Here is a 14,616-nt window from a genome sequence, read left to right as displayed (position 1 = left end):
CCGATATGGATATCCGCACCCCCTTCTTCCAGAACCTCGCCACTGCGCTGATCGGCGTGATGTTCCTCAACCCCATCGTCAGTGTCGCGGCCGATCTCGCCGTGGATCGGGCGGCGGGGGGCAACACCACCCTTCACCAGGCCGGCAATGGCGTGCCGCTGGTGAACATCGCCACCCCAGATGGCAGCGGGCTCTCCCATAACCGGTTCACTGACTACAACGTCGGCGCCCAGGGCCTGATCCTCAACAACGTCACGGACAGGACCCAGGCCACTCAATTGGGCGGCATAGTCGTAGGCAACCCCAACCTGCAGGGGCGTGCGGCGGGCACCATTCTCAACGAGGTGACCGGCACCAATCGCAGCCAACTGAAGGGGTATACCGAGGTAGCGGGGCATTCGGCGCGGGTGATAGTGGCCAACCCCCATGGCATCACCTGTGACGGGTGCGGCTTCATCAACACGCCGCGCGCCACCCTCAGCACTGGCAAGCCGCTGTTCGAGAATGACCGGCTGCAAGGCTTCCGTGTGGATGGCGGCGACATTGCCATCGAGGGTGCCGGCCTCGACGCCACGAATGTCGGCCAGTTCGACCTCATCACCCGCAGCGCCCGGATCAACGCCGAGCTGCATGCCCAGCGTCTGGAGATCGTGGCCGGTCGCAATGACGTCCGCGCAGACGACCTGGCAGCCACTTCGCGTGGTGGGGATGACGGCGCTCGCCCGAGCCTAGCCATCGACAGCTCCGCACTCGGAGGGATGTACGCCGGGGCTATCCGCCTGGTGGGCACCGAGGCTGGTGTTGGCGTAAAGCTGGCCGGTGACATGGCCGCGAGTGCAGGGGATATCCGCATCGACACCGCCGGCAAGCTGACCCTGGCGCAGTCGGCGGCCAAGGGTGATCTGCAGGTCAAGGCACAGAGCGCAGAACTGACAGCGACCGCTTATGCGGGTGGCAGTGCCGCACTCGAGACGCAGGGCGATCTGGTGGTTCGCCAGAGCCTGGCGGCGAAGGACGCTGTCCAGTTGGCCAGTGGTGGAACCACCGTCAACCAGGGTGTCATCGAGGCGGGTGTCAGCCCCGACGGCCGGCGCCCAGGGGGCGGCGATGTAACGGTGCGAGCACGCGACGTGCGCAACACCGGCAGCCTGGTGGCCGGCCGCAGCCTTGGACTGCAAGCCGAGAAAACCCTGGATAACCAGAGTGGAACCCTGAGCGCACGGGGCAATGCCCGGGTGACTGCCGCCACGCTGGACAACCGTCAGGGGCGGGTGCTAGCGGAGGGCGGGCTGGCACTCGCCGCCAACGAACTGCGGAACAGCCAGGCCGGACTGGTGAGCAGTGCCGGCAAGCTGGAGGCCAAGCTCGGTCATTTGGATAACCGTGGCGGTGAACTGTCCAGCCAGACCCGTGCCGACCTTAAGGTCGCCAGCGTCGACAACCGCAGCGGCAGGATCATCGGCCAACAGGCGCTGAGACTGGATGCCAGCGCCGCGGTGAACAACCAGAGCGGCAGCCTCGGTGCTGGCCGGCAGCTGCAACTGAAATCCGGCGCCTTGGACAATCGAGGTGGTCAGCTCACCAGCGGTGCGACCCTCGACCTGCAGGCCGGCGCGGTGGATAACCGCGACGCCGGCCGCATTGCCAGCGAAGGCAAGCTGTCGGGTAGCGTCACTGCGCTGGACCAGCGCAGCGGCGGCAGGCTCTTCAGCAACAGCGACCTCAGCCTGGACCTCGGTGGCGGCCACCTGAACAACAGCGGCGGCTTGCTCAACGCGCCGGGCCAACTGCTGCTGACCAACCTGGGCGACGTCAGCAACCTTGGCGGTGAAATCTCCAGCCGCCAGGCCTTCACCCTGGCCGCCCGCAACCTCGACAACAGCGGCGGCAAGCTACTCAGCGCCCAGGCCCTGAACGTGCGCGTCGACCAGGCGCTGAACAATCTCAAGGGGCTGATCTCCGCCGCCGCCCTGGAGGCGCACAGCGCGTCCCTGGGCAACGACGACGGCCTGGTTACCAGCGCCGGTGACCTGCTACTCCATGTCGCCGGTCACGCCAGCAATCGTGACGGCGAGATATCCAGCGGCGGAGCGACCCGGTTCAGTGCATCCAGCCTGGACAACCAGGGTGGCGACCTGCTGGCGGACATCGGGTTGGCCCTGTCCCTGAAGGGGGCGCTGGACAACCAGGGCGGAACCCTCGGTAGCCGGCGTGACCTCGACCTGCAAGCCGCCAGCCTGGACAACCGCCGGGGCACCCTGGTGGCGGACGGTGGGCTAAACGCACGCGTCAGCGACCTGCTCGACAACCAGGGCCAGGGCAGCCTGCTCGCCAAAGGCAGCCTCGCCATCCTGACCGGCCGCCTGGATAACCGTGGGGGTGAAATCAGCGGCCAGGATCGCGTCAGGCTCGATGGCAATCACCTGGACAACCGCGCCGGCGCGCTCTCGGCCACTGGCCCCCTGATGCTCAAGCTGGGTCAGCTGGACAACAGCCAGCAAGGCCGGATCACCGCCAGCGGGGCGCTGTCGATGGAGGCCGAGGCGGTGCACAACGCCCGGGGCCGCATTGCCAGCCAGGGCGACTTGAGCGCAGTGCTCGGCAGCCTCGCGCAGCAGGGCGGCGAGCTGGTCAGCCAGGGCAACCTGCGGCTGCAGGCCCGCACCCTTGACAATCGCCAGGGTGGCCTGGTGGGCAGCACAAAAGCGCTGGAACTCGAAATCGGCAACCTCGACAACCGGGGCGGCGAGCTGTCCAGCCAGAGCGGCGTCAAGCTGGCCGGTCAGTGGCTGGACAACAGCGGCGGCAAATTGCTGGCCGGTGCCGGCCTGATGCTTGCCGTGGAGCGAGTGATCAATCAGGCCAAGGGACTGGTCTTCGGCCGTGAGGCGGTCACCCTCGGCGGCAGCAGCCTGGACAACAGCGATGGCACCTTGGCCAGCACTGGGGGACTGGTCATATCCCTCGCGCCCAAGGTCGGCGGGGCGCAAGGCGAACTGCTCAACCGTCAGGGCCTGATCAGCAGCGACGGCACCCTGACGCTCCAGGCCGGTCGCATCGACAATCAACACGGTGCCCTTTCCAGTGCCGGCGACCTGAGCCTGGCGAGTGCCGGCCAACTGGCCAACCAGGGTGGCTCCATCGTCACCGACGCCGGCCTGGACCTGGCCAGTGCCAGCCTCGATAACAGCGCGGCGGGAACCGTCAGTGCCAAGGGCGATGCACAGGTGGCAACGGGCGCTTTGAACAACCGCCAGGGCGGAAGGTTGACCGCCTCCGGTGTCCTGGAACTGAACGCCGGCCAGGTGAGTAACCGCGACCAGGGTCGCATCGCCAGCGGCCAGCGTCTGACCGCTCGGGTCTCCGGGCTGGACCAGCGGGGCGGCGGTGAACTCTTCAGCCGGAGCGACCTCAGCCTCGACTTGCGCCACGGCCTGCTGGACAACAGCGACGGTGGCTTGGTCAACGGCCCCGGGCAATTGCTGCTGCGCAACCTCGGGCAGGTGATCAACCGCGGCGGCGAGATATCCAGCCATCAAGGCTTCATCCTGGCCGCCCAGCAACTCGACAACGGCGGCGGCCAGCTGCTCAGCAACCAGACCCTGTTGCTGCGTATCGCCCAGGCCCTGGACAACGCCAAGGGAGCGATCGTCGCCAGGCGGCTGGACCTGAGTGCCGGCAGCCTGGACAACCGCGCCGGGGAGATCACGAGCAGGGAAAGTCTCCGGGCTGATCTCGGCACCCTAGATCAGCGTGGCGGGTTGTTGCTCGCCGGGGGCAACCTGGAGCTGAAGGTCAGCCAACTCGACAACAGTGCCAATGGCCTGATCAGCGCTGACGCGGACCTGCTCCTCGCGGCGGGCGAGGTCGACAACCGTGGTGGTGAGATTTCCGGCCAGGGCACTGTCCAGCTCAGCGGCAGCCACCTCGACAACAGCGACAGCGGCCGCTTGTTGGCTGGCAGCGGCCTGGTCCTCGCCATCGAGCACCTGATCAACCGCACCAAGGGCCTGATTTCCGGCAATGCCGGGGTAGTGCTCGCGGGTGCCAGCCTGGATAACAGCGGTGGTCGCCTGCTCAGCCTGCAAACCCTCGACATCGTCCTGCGGGATGCGTTGAGCAACAGCGCAGGCCTGATCGACAGCGACGGCCGTCTGGACCTCGCGGTTGGCAGCCTGGATAACAGCGGCGGCAGCCTTTCCAGCGCGGGCGCCATGGTCATCGACAGCCGTGGTGCGGTGGTCAACGACAAGGGTCAGTTGCTCACCGATGACAGCCTGTGGCTGTCCAGTACCAGCCTTGGCAACCATCAGGGCATGCTGTCCGCCAAGGGCAGGGCGCAGATCGCCAGCGGTCGGCTGGACAACAGCCAGGGGCAATTGAACAGCGCCGAAACGCAGGACCTGACCACGGCGGAGCTGGTGAACAACGCTGGCGCCATCGGCAGCCACATGGCGCTCAACGTGAGCGTCAGTCGCCTGGAACAACAGGGCGGCCAGCTCTTCAGCGACACCGATCTGCGCCTCGACCTCAATGGTGGTGACCTCGACAACCGCCGGGGCCTGATCAACGCCCCCGGCCAACTGCTGCTGAACAACCTTGGCCACCTCGACAACCAGGGCGGCGAGGTATCCAGCCAAGAGGCCTTCACCCTGGCCGCCCGTAGCCTCGACAACACCAGCGGCAAGCTGCTCAGTGCCCAGGCCCTGACCCTGCGCATCGAGCAGGCGCTGGCCAACTTCAAGGGGCTGGTCGCCGGCGCCCGGCTCGATGCCCAGGCCACCGGCCTGGCCAACAGCGGTGGCACCCTCACCAGCCGTGGCGATACCCGCGTCGACACCACGGGCGCCCTCGTCAATGACGACCAGGGCCTGATCAACGCTGCCCAGCGTCTCACGCTGAACGCCGGCCATCTCGACAACCGCGGCGGCAGCCTGCTGGCCGGCACTGCCCTCGAACTCCAGGCCCAGGGCATCGACAACCGCGACCGGGGCCTGATCAACAGCCAGGGCACGCTCGACCTGCAGGCCGGCACGCTTGACTCCAGCGACGACGGCGAGGTCTCCGCCAGGGGCTCGATGCTTCTGGCCCTCGACCGGCTCATCCAGCGCCAGGGCCGCCTGATCGGTGCCGTGGGCCTGCGCTTGGACCTCAATGGCGGCGACCTGGACAATCAGGGTGGCCTGATTCTCACCCAGGGGCCGCTGCACATCTCGCGGCTGCGCGACCTGGCCAACCAGGCCGGTGAGATCAGCAGCAGCCAGGGCTTCAACCTGGTTCTGCGCAACCTCGACAACCGAGGCGGCAAGCTGATAAGCAGCGGCCAGCTCGCTCTGGCAGGCACCGGGCTGAACAACCAGGGCGGCCTGCTCTCTGGCTGGCAGGGGCTTGGCATCAGTGCACTGAGCCTGGACAACCGCAACCTCGGTACCCTCTCCAGTCGCAATGGCGACCTCGCCGTCAGCCTCACGGGCGAGCTGCTCAACAGCGCTGAAGGCGCCCTCGTCAGCCAGAGGCGGCTGGACGTGAAGGCCACCCGCCTGGACAACAGCGACAAGGGCATTCTCTCCAGTGGCGGCGACCAGCAGCTGGACATCGCCAATGAGCTGAACAACAGCGCCGGTGGGCAGATCGACAGCGGCGCTGCACTCAGCCTCCAGACTGCCAGCCTAAGCAACGCTGCTGGCTCGCTGCAGGCCCAGCAACTGCTGGATCTGCGTGTCATTGACGTCGACAACGGCGATGGCAGCATCGCCAGCGATGGCGCCATCGACCTGAGCCTCCTGGGCTCCTTCACCAACGCCAACGGCAAGCTGGCCAGCGCCGGGCCGCTGCTGGTGCACGGCGCGACCCGGATCGACAACCAAGGTGGCCAGATCGCCAGCCAGGGCCTCCTGACCCTGCTGGCCGGTAACCTGGACAACCGCAATCGCGGCACCCTCGCCGCCAATGGCGCACTGCTGCTTACCGCCAGCGGCGCGCTGCAGAACGACAACGACGGCCTGATCTACAGCCGTGATGCCGGCATCCGGATCAAGTCCGCCAAGCTGGGCAACAGCCTGGGTGTCATCCAGTCCCAGGGCGACCTGGCCATCGACACCGGCACTTTCGCCAACCTGGGGGGCCGCACCCTCAGCCAGGCGGGCAACCTGGCCATCAGCGCCGGCAACCTCGACAACCGTGGCGGCACCCTCGCCAGTGTGCAGGGCTGGGTGAAGGCCCGCCTTGGCGGCTGGCTCAACAACAGGGCCAGCGCCGGCAAGGCTGGCGTGATCCAGGGCCGCTCCCTGGAGCTGGGCGCGACGTCCTTCCTCAACCAGGGCGGGCACATCTCGGCCCTGGGCGGTGATGCACTACTCGCCAGCAGCGGAAACCTCGATAACAGCCAGGGCGGCCTCTACGCCCGAGGCCTGCTCAAGGTCACCGGCAACAACCTGAGCAACGCCGGGCAGATCGCCGCCCAGCGTGTCGACTTCAGCCTCGCCGGTGCCCTGGACAACCAGCAGGGCATCATCGAAAGCGACAGCATCCTGGCCATCGCCGCCGCCTCGCTGGACAACCGTGGTGGGCAGCTCCGCAGCCTGGGGACCACGGGTCGCAGTCAGCTGAGCGTGCAAGGCTTCCTGGACAACCGTAATGGCACCCTGGAAGCCGCCAATACCGACTTCGGCCTGACGGCGGGCAGCTTCCAGAATGCCGGGGGCGCGCTGCTCCATGTTGGCAGCGGCGCATTCGATATCGCCTTGGCCAACGTAGCCAACGCCGGTGGCAGCATCGTCACCCGGGGCGGCCTGACCCTTGAGGCAGACAGCTGGATCAACAGCAGCATCATCCAGGCGGGGCGCCTGACGGTGAATGTTGGCCAGTTCCAGCAGACTGCCATCGGCCAGTTGCTGGCCAGCAGCTCATTCACCGGCTCCGGTGCCGATTGGAGCAACGACGGCTTGATCGCCAGCGACGGCGTGCTCAGCCTCCAGCTCAGCGGGACCTATGACGGCAATGGGCGTGTGACCAGCTTGGGCGACCTCGACCTGGGCGTCGCCCAGCTGACCCTGCCCACGGCCGGTCGCATCACCAGTGGTGGCAATGCCAACGTCAAGATCGGGAGTTTGTTTGCCAATCATGGCGTACTGACCTCCGCCGGTGAGCTGATGCTCAATGCGGGCCAACTGGAGAACTTCGGCACCCTCGGCAGTGGAGAGAAACTGCGGCTGACGACACCGACCCTGTTGAACGAGCACGGCCTGATCTTCAGCGGTGATGACATGGTGTTGCGTGTCAGCAACCTGAAGAACCGCTTTGCCGATATCTACAGCCTGGGTTCATTGAGCATCGCGGCCGATGATGCAGGCGCGCGCAGTGCGATGCTGGAGAACATCTCTGCGACGCTCGAGAGCTCGAAAGATATGAACTTGCATGTCGATACTCTCGAGAATCGCCGTGATCAGTTCAAGGTGGAGCGCCGATTGGTCTCCGGGAGCATCACCATTACTGGTGATGATTTCTGCAAGGGCAAGGGGTGCGAGTGGTACTTCAGTGCGGTAGAGAACTACGAAGATTTTGTTGTCGCCGGTGAGTCTTCGGCCAGTGCGTTCATCAATGCCGGGGGAGATCTCAACCACTCGGGTTCTATGTTCAGCAATCGCCACAGCAGTGTTTCTGCAGCGGGCAATATCAATATCGAAACCGCCGACTTCAATAACGTCGGTGCTGGCGGTGGTGAGCAGCGCCGCTACTCGGCGGGAGGGTACACGCGACATCGACCATACTACGGCGCCTTCATCACTAACCAGGGGCTTTTCAACCAATACAACAACCCTGCCTATGAGGAGTATCAGCCCGGTGCAATAACGCTGGATCAAGTGTTGGCATCAGTCCCGAGCGGCCTGTTCCATGTCTCGGACTACTGGATCCCAACCTCTGGCAAGGTAGTGGCCAATGCCATCATCCAGGCCGGTGGCAACGTCACCATCAAGGCCTCCAGTAGTCTGGGCAACGGCCTCAGCCTTAGTAACGTCGCCTACTCCGGTGGTGCCAGCAAGGTCTCCGATACGTCGGTCGCCGCCAGTACCGGCGGCAATGTGGTACTGATCAACGCGCAACTCCCGCCTGATCTCGCGCAAAAGCAGGTCAACCCGCTTTCACTGCCCGGCTTCAGCATTCCCACCGGGCCGAATGGCCTGTTCCGCCTGAGCAGCACTGCTGCCAGCGACGCCGATGCGACCCGGGCTGATCAGGGCCCGCCGAGCTGGAGCATGGCGGGCGGCAGCATCGACCTCGCCCAGCGTGAGCGCGACCTGTCCGACACCCAGGCACGCCAGGTGCAACTCGCTCAGCGCGGGCCGACAGGTACCGATCAGCTGGAAGCGGGTAGTCGCCAGGCTGTCGACGGCACCAAGGCCGACCCGATCCACGTGGAAGCCAGTGGTGCGTTTCCTGGCGCCGTGGTCCCCGAGCGCAACGACGTGAGTGGAGGTCCCTCCCAGGGCGGTGCCATCGCGAGCGCGTCAGGCGACACCAGTGATCCCCAGAAGCAGGTGATCGATCGTGTGCGGGGCCTTCCGACTGCGGATGCCCAGTCCAGGCCGCACCGCTACCTGATCGAAACCAACCCGGAACTCACCAACCTCAAGCAGTTCCTCAGCTCCGACTACCTGCTCGGCCTGCTTGGCTATGACCCCGACCGAGCCCAGAAGCGACTGGGGGACGGCCTCTACGAACAGCGTCTGGTTCGTGAAGCCATCACTGCCCGCACCGGCCAGCGCTACCTCGCAGGCCTGGGCAGTGATGAAGCGATGTTCCGCTACCTGATGGACAACGCCATCGCCAGCAAGCAGTCCCTCAACCTCTCTCTGGGTATCGGCTTGACTGATGCCCAGGTGGCGGCACTGACCCATGACATCGTCTGGCTTGAAGAGCATGAAGTGAATGGCGAGAAGGTGCTGGTGCCCGTGCTTTACCTGGCCCAGGCCAAGGGGCGTCTTGCGCCCAATGGCGCGTTGATCCAGGGCCGGGACGTTGCGCTGATTTCCGGTGGCGAGCTCGTCAACCAGGGAACCTTGCGGGCCAACAACGACCTGGCCGTCACCGCTGGCAGTATCGTCAATAGCGGTCTGATGGAAGCGGCAAGCCGCCTCGACCTGCTGGCGACCGACAGCATCCGCAACGCCCAGGGCGGCGTCATCGCGGGTCGCGACGTCAGTGCCATCGCCCTCAAGGGCGACATCATCAACGAGCGCAGCCAGGCCACCCTGACGACCCAGAGCGGCACATCTGCACGCCAAGACACTGTCATGAACAGCGCTGCCCGCATCGAGGCAGCCAACAACCTGAGCCTGTCCGCTGGTCGCGACCTGGCCAATATCGGCAGTGTCATCAGTGCTGGGGGCGGTGCCAGCCTGAGTGCGGCTCGTGACCTGCTCATTGGCTCAGCCACCGAAGTGGACAGTGCCGAAGGCCGTGGCAAGAAATCCCGCTGGAGCGAAGCCACCATCACCCAACACGGCAGTGACTTGCAGGTGGGAGGTCAACTCAAGGTCGAAGCAGGCCGAGACCTGACGGTGATCGCCAGCCGCGTCGAAGCGGGTGGCGACATCGCCATGGCCGCAGGGCGCGACCTCGAAATCGCCTCGGCAGCCAACGAGAGCCATTACGAATCCCACAGCAAACGCAAGCGCAAGCAACTGGATATCGAGCGCGACAGCGTCCGGCAGCAGGGGAGCGAGATCGTTTCGGGAGGTGACCTCAAGCTAACGGCTGGCCACGACCTGAGCCTGACGGCCAGCCGCCTTGAGGCAAGCAACGAGGCTTATCTCTACGCCGGTAATGACCTGAGCCTGCTGGCGGCTGAAGACAGCGACTACAGCCTGTACGACAAGAAGAAAAAGGGCAGCTTCGGCAGCAAGAAAAGCAAGCGCGATGAAGTCACCGACGTACGCAACGTTGGCAGCGACATCGTCACCGGTGGCGACCTCGTCCTGGTCAGTGACGGTGACCAGCTCTACCAGCGTGCACGCCTGGAAAGCGGCGGCGACCTGACTCTGGACAGTGGCGGTGCCATTGCCTTCGAAGCAGTGAAGGACCTGCACCAGGAGAGCCACGAGAAGAGCAAGAACAGTTGGGCCTGGACTTCTGCCGAGGGCAAAGGCCGGACGGACGAAGCCGTCCAGCAGAGCCAACTGATAGCCAAGGGCGACCTCGTGATTCAAGCCGTGAATGGTTTGGAAATCGACGTCAAGGAGGTAAGCGAGCAATCGGTTAGCCAGGCTATCGATGCGATGGTCAAGGCTGATCCCGATCTGGCATGGCTGAAGGAGATGGAGCTGCGTGGAGATGTTGATTGGCAACGTGTGAAGGAGTTGCACGACTCCTTCAAATACAGCCATTCGGGTTTGGGCGGCGGAGCCGCGATGATAATTGCCATTATTGTTACCTATCTAACATGGGGCGCAGGCTCAGGTTTAGTGGGTGTCGCCCAAGGTACTTGGCAAGCTGCTGCTGCAAATACGGTTGTTAGTTCTGTTGCATCACAGGCTGCGACTAGCACGATTAACAATCGTGGCAATTTTGGCGCAATTTTTAATGACGTTACATCAAAGGATGCTGTTCGCGGCTATGTGGTCGGTGGCGTTACTGCTGGCCTGACGGCTGGGATATTTGACGGGGTGCTCCAAACCAAGACAGACCCACTCACGGGCAAAGTCACTGTTGACCTTTCTAGTTTGGAGGGTATCGGTCGTTTTGCTGGAAACCAGATACTGCAAGGTGGCGCATCAACCATCCTTGATCGGGCGCTTGGGGGAGATAATTCACTCAGCGATGTCATGCGTAGCAGTCTTGCTAACGCCTTTGCTGCTGCAGGATTCAATTGGATTGGTGACCAGACTAGCCCAGAAAAATGGGACCTGAAGGATGGGAGCCTCGCAAAGATCGGTTTGCATGCTGTGATGGGTGGCCTGGCTGCCGAGGCGGCTGGTGGAGACTTCAAAACTGGAGCTTTGGCTGCCGGAGTTAACGAAACGCTAGTCGATCATTTGTCGGATTGGTATGGGCAGATGGGCTCAGAGCAGAAGCAGAGCCTGCTGGTGATGAACTCACAGGTTGTTGGGGTGCTGGCAGCTGTTGCCCAAGGGGGAGACGAGAAGGATCTACAGACGGGGTCCTGGGTGGCAAAAAATGCGACTCAGTACAATTATATACTTCATGAAGAAAATACTCGTGAGGCGATTGAAGAGGCCAAGGAACGCTGTAAGAAAGATCCACTTTGCCCTAAGGCTGTCGATTCAGAAATAGCGCTTCAGGCACTGAGGGTCATCGGGAGAAAAGACATAGCAGCTGCGCAGGCTCTAGATAAAGATGCCGTTGCGTTCGCCGGGTATATGCTGCGCAGGGACCAAGAATTACGCTATAAAATATTCTTGCCGGAAAATCTTAAAGAAAATGTGATTGATAATCTGCCACTAATTATTGATTTGGGCTTCCCCGATGCCTCTGGCAAAGCGAAGGTGGCAGCTAAGGTCACTGATAAAGTTGGAAAGGAAGCAGCAGAGGCTCTTGAGAAGAAATTTGGCGATTCCCTAGCTAAGGAAGCAGCAGAAAAAGCTGAAAAAGGTATAAGGGAATTAACTGTTCAGCAGCAAAAGTCCATACGATCTCTTGAAAAGCAAATTGCCAAGCATGAGAAGAAAATCCAAGAATTTAAAGATAATCTAACTGTTAGGCCGGGTATGGAAAATATGCCCAAAGAGGCAATTAAAATGCAGCAACAGAGAAGAGTTCAGCATCTGGAGACAGAGATAAATACATTTAAAAATAATATCGAGAAAATAAAACGAGGCGAGATTGATTCGTAATGGAAAAATGCATGAATGGGCGTACTCTACTCGTGGTAGATGTCGAGTCCTTAGGTGAGAAATTAGAGGCTGGGTGGACGCCATACGTGGTGTTAATCACCGCTTGGAGTAGAGTTTCGGCCGAAGATGGTGGACTGTCTATATTGGTGAACATGTTGCTGGAAAAGGGCGCTAAGAATTTTGTTTGTGTTGGTTATTATTCAGAAGTCTTGCATGATGAAATTGATGAAATTCTCTATGAGTGTTGTGAATGCTCTCATGTTGAGGAAGCATTAAAAATTACTACAACATATCATGATGATGAGCCTGTTGATGATGTGGTTAGTTATTTCATATATGGCACCAGTATTCCAGATGCTAGATCTGGTGGGTTGTTGGCTATTGTAGGTGAAGGGGATTGGGAGGTGAGAGACTGTTTAAGTAAGCATGTTGTTAAGGGCTGTTAGGCTGCTGTGAGATAGCCCCGCGCTCCGGTTGTTTTCAGTCGCTGCTGACTTTGACGCGGGACAGCTAATCAAAAGTGATCAGCTTATCTGTTTGCCTCTGAGTTTTATTCGTAGCAAATATCTCTCAGTGGTCGTGCTTCACATTGCACCTGAGCGAAGAGCAGAAGCGCATTACGTCTGTGGCGTCCACTGATTTCAAGCTCAACTGTGCGGGGGGATTATGACCTCATTCATGTGTATAGCTCCAAGACTGATAACACCGTAAGTCTGCGAGTATTGTCAGATGGCAAGTACGAGTTTGATACATTGGCTCCAGAAAAATCTTCTAAGTTTTAATGTGGAGGGCGAGAGGCTGTGTTGATCAATGAAGTGCTGCGTGATGTCAGATTTCGCTCATTTTTTATGAGCGGAAATCTGGTTTGTGAATTTTTGGTATTGTTTTTTAAATTATCTGATTCTGGGTGGGTGTCGCTAACAATTAGCGAGGGTGTGTCAAATTTTTTAATGCTTGGTTCAGATCCAGAATTGGTGGGTTTGTGTGAGATTGATGATGAGTTCGCGTACCCGATTAATTCCTTGGCTGGGTTGGATAAATATCTGGGATCAAAGATTTTGACGGTATATGAGTACAGGATTAGTGATGCCGATGAAGGTTGTGTCGGAGTGTATTTGGATTTTGGGGATTCTGGGCTTAGTGTAATTGAGTCTGATGATTGCCTATCAGTTGTGGAGGATGTTGTTCAGTTTTCAGATGCTAAGATTTCGCTGCGTGAGATGAGAGTTTAGTTGGCGCAAAATATAAGATCCTAGGGATGGAACAATTGAAGCGTTTGCTAGTTCGACAGGCAAGCTGTTCCTTGGCCCAGGTGACGAGATCTACGAAGGTCAGTTGGCCGGCTCAACAGCTGTGATAACGACCTGGTGATGGGCAAGCTCGACAACAGCACGCTTCGGGCTCACCGCCCTGGTTCCGCCGGTCCGCTTCACACTGAAGCGGGTGCTGGAATTCATCGCTGACGACGAGCAAGTGAAAGTGGCTCCGAAGTCCATCCGCCTGCGCAAGAAAATGCTGAACGAGAACTACCGGAAGCGCTATGAGCGCGCCAAGGCCTGATTTCCGACTAGTAACTGAGCGGGCCCCCGCGGGAGCAATCCGGCGCTTTTTACTGGAGGGCTCCGCGTCCGAATGGAGCCTCTATCAGGAGAGACACGTGAAAATGACTTCGTTGGCTTACCTGACGGGCTTCGTATTGCTGGCTCAGGGATGTGCCTCGTCTCGTGACATCGACACCCGCCACTTCACACGCTTCGACGAATACCACGCCAACCTCGATATCGGCGGCCATCGCTACATGCTGGATGCCTACATAGTGATGTTCCAGAAGCCTTTCTACATCACCGTGACGCGGGACGACCGTCAGGGAATGGGCGTCGACGAGGCGGCCCGCGTCGCGGAGCGGTACATCAAGCCGCGTGGTTGCACCGACCCGCTCGTTCGTCGTGCTGACCTCGATCGCGCCAACGCCGACAAGACCCAGTGGATGATCGGTATCGAGTGCTGAGGCTGTGTCCAGGGATCAGCGTCTTCCCAGCCTCGCCGGCCGTGCCGCTAGGAGCTGAAATGGCCGGTCTGGTCAGATCCTCCGGCGCGCGCTTCGATTTCATCTCGCGGGAGTGACCTGAGAGAGGGTGGAGCCTCAATGCTCCCACCGCCCCGGCGCGTAGGAAAACATCGGCAGCGACCAACTGAAGCGGATCGCCAGGAGCCTTACCAGCAGGCCGACGCTGAAGGAGGCGAGCAGGTTGAGGTCGTCGTCGACGCCTTGCTGGCGCAGGCCGAGGTAGAGCAGGGCGACCAGCAGGGAGACGCTGGCGTAGAGCTCCTGGCGCAGCACCTGCGGGGTGCGGTTGCAGAGGATGTCGCGGAGGATGCCGCCGAAGATGCCGGTGATGATCCCGGCCATGGCCACCACCGGCAGGGCGTAGTCCAGGCCCAGGGCGACGTTGCAGCCGATGACGGTGAAGGCGATCAGGCCCATGGCGTCGAGCACCAGGAACAGCTGCCGCAGGTGGTGCATGAACCTGGCCAGGAGCATGGCCGAGAGGCCGGCGCCGATGGTGAGGAAGATGTACTCGGGGTGCTGGGTCCAGCTCACCGGGTAGTGGCCGAGGAGGATGTCGCGGACGGTGCCGCCGCCGAGGGCGGTGAGGAAGGCGATGAGGCTGACGCCGAACAGGTCCATGTTGCGCCGGCCGGCGGCGAGTGCACCGGACATGGCTTCGGCGACGATGGCAATCAGGTAGACGTAGGTAAGCAC

At 61.4% G+C, this 14,616-nt stretch carries 5 protein-coding genes and 1 pseudogene; 5 read left to right on the top strand and 1 reads right to left on the bottom strand.

The window, feature by feature from the left end; genetic code table 11:
* The first annotated feature begins 5 nt into the window (after nt 1–5).
* The 5 genes and pseudogenes from OEJ36_RS30440 (at nt 6) to OEJ36_RS07360 (ending at nt 13,860) form a co-directional block, all read left to right on the top strand.
* Entirely contained in the window at nt 6–11,852 is an 11,847-nt protein-coding gene (locus OEJ36_RS30440; RefSeq protein WP_317891567.1) for a DUF637 domain-containing protein, read from the top strand.
* 11 nt (nt 11,853–11,863) lie between these two features.
* Nucleotides 11,864–12,298 carry a hypothetical protein gene (locus tag OEJ36_RS07375; protein WP_263400945.1) on the top strand — a complete coding sequence of 145 codons (435 nt, stop codon included), beginning with the start codon at nt 11,864–11,866 and terminating at the stop codon, nt 12,296–12,298.
* A 357-nt stretch (nt 12,299–12,655) separates the two neighbouring features.
* On the top strand, nt 12,656–13,084 hold the full coding sequence (locus tag OEJ36_RS07370) for a hypothetical protein (protein ID WP_263400944.1): 429 nt from the start codon (nt 12,656–12,658) through the stop codon (nt 13,082–13,084).
* A gap of 52 nt (nt 13,085–13,136) precedes the next feature.
* Nucleotides 13,137–13,412: pseudogene (locus tag OEJ36_RS07365) on the top strand (translational GTPase TypA); the annotation flags it as partial.
* A 103-nt stretch (nt 13,413–13,515) separates the two neighbouring features.
* Nucleotides 13,516–13,860 carry a hypothetical protein gene (locus OEJ36_RS07360; RefSeq protein ID WP_263400943.1) on the top strand — a complete coding sequence of 115 codons (345 nt, stop codon included), beginning with the start codon at nt 13,516–13,518 and terminating at the stop codon, nt 13,858–13,860.
* Between the two features lie 135 nt (nt 13,861–13,995).
* On the opposite strand, the gene OEJ36_RS07355 is transcribed toward OEJ36_RS07360, so the two are convergent.
* On the bottom strand, nt 13,996–14,616 hold the full coding sequence (locus OEJ36_RS07355) for a trimeric intracellular cation channel family protein (protein WP_263400942.1): 621 nt from the start codon (nt 14,614–14,616) through the stop codon (nt 13,996–13,998).

The organism is Pseudomonas sp. PDM13 (assembly GCF_025685765.1).
In the GTDB taxonomy this organism is placed as follows: domain Bacteria; phylum Pseudomonadota; class Gammaproteobacteria; order Pseudomonadales; family Pseudomonadaceae; genus Metapseudomonas; species Metapseudomonas solani.
This window is presented reverse-complemented; position numbering and strand designations above follow the sequence as displayed.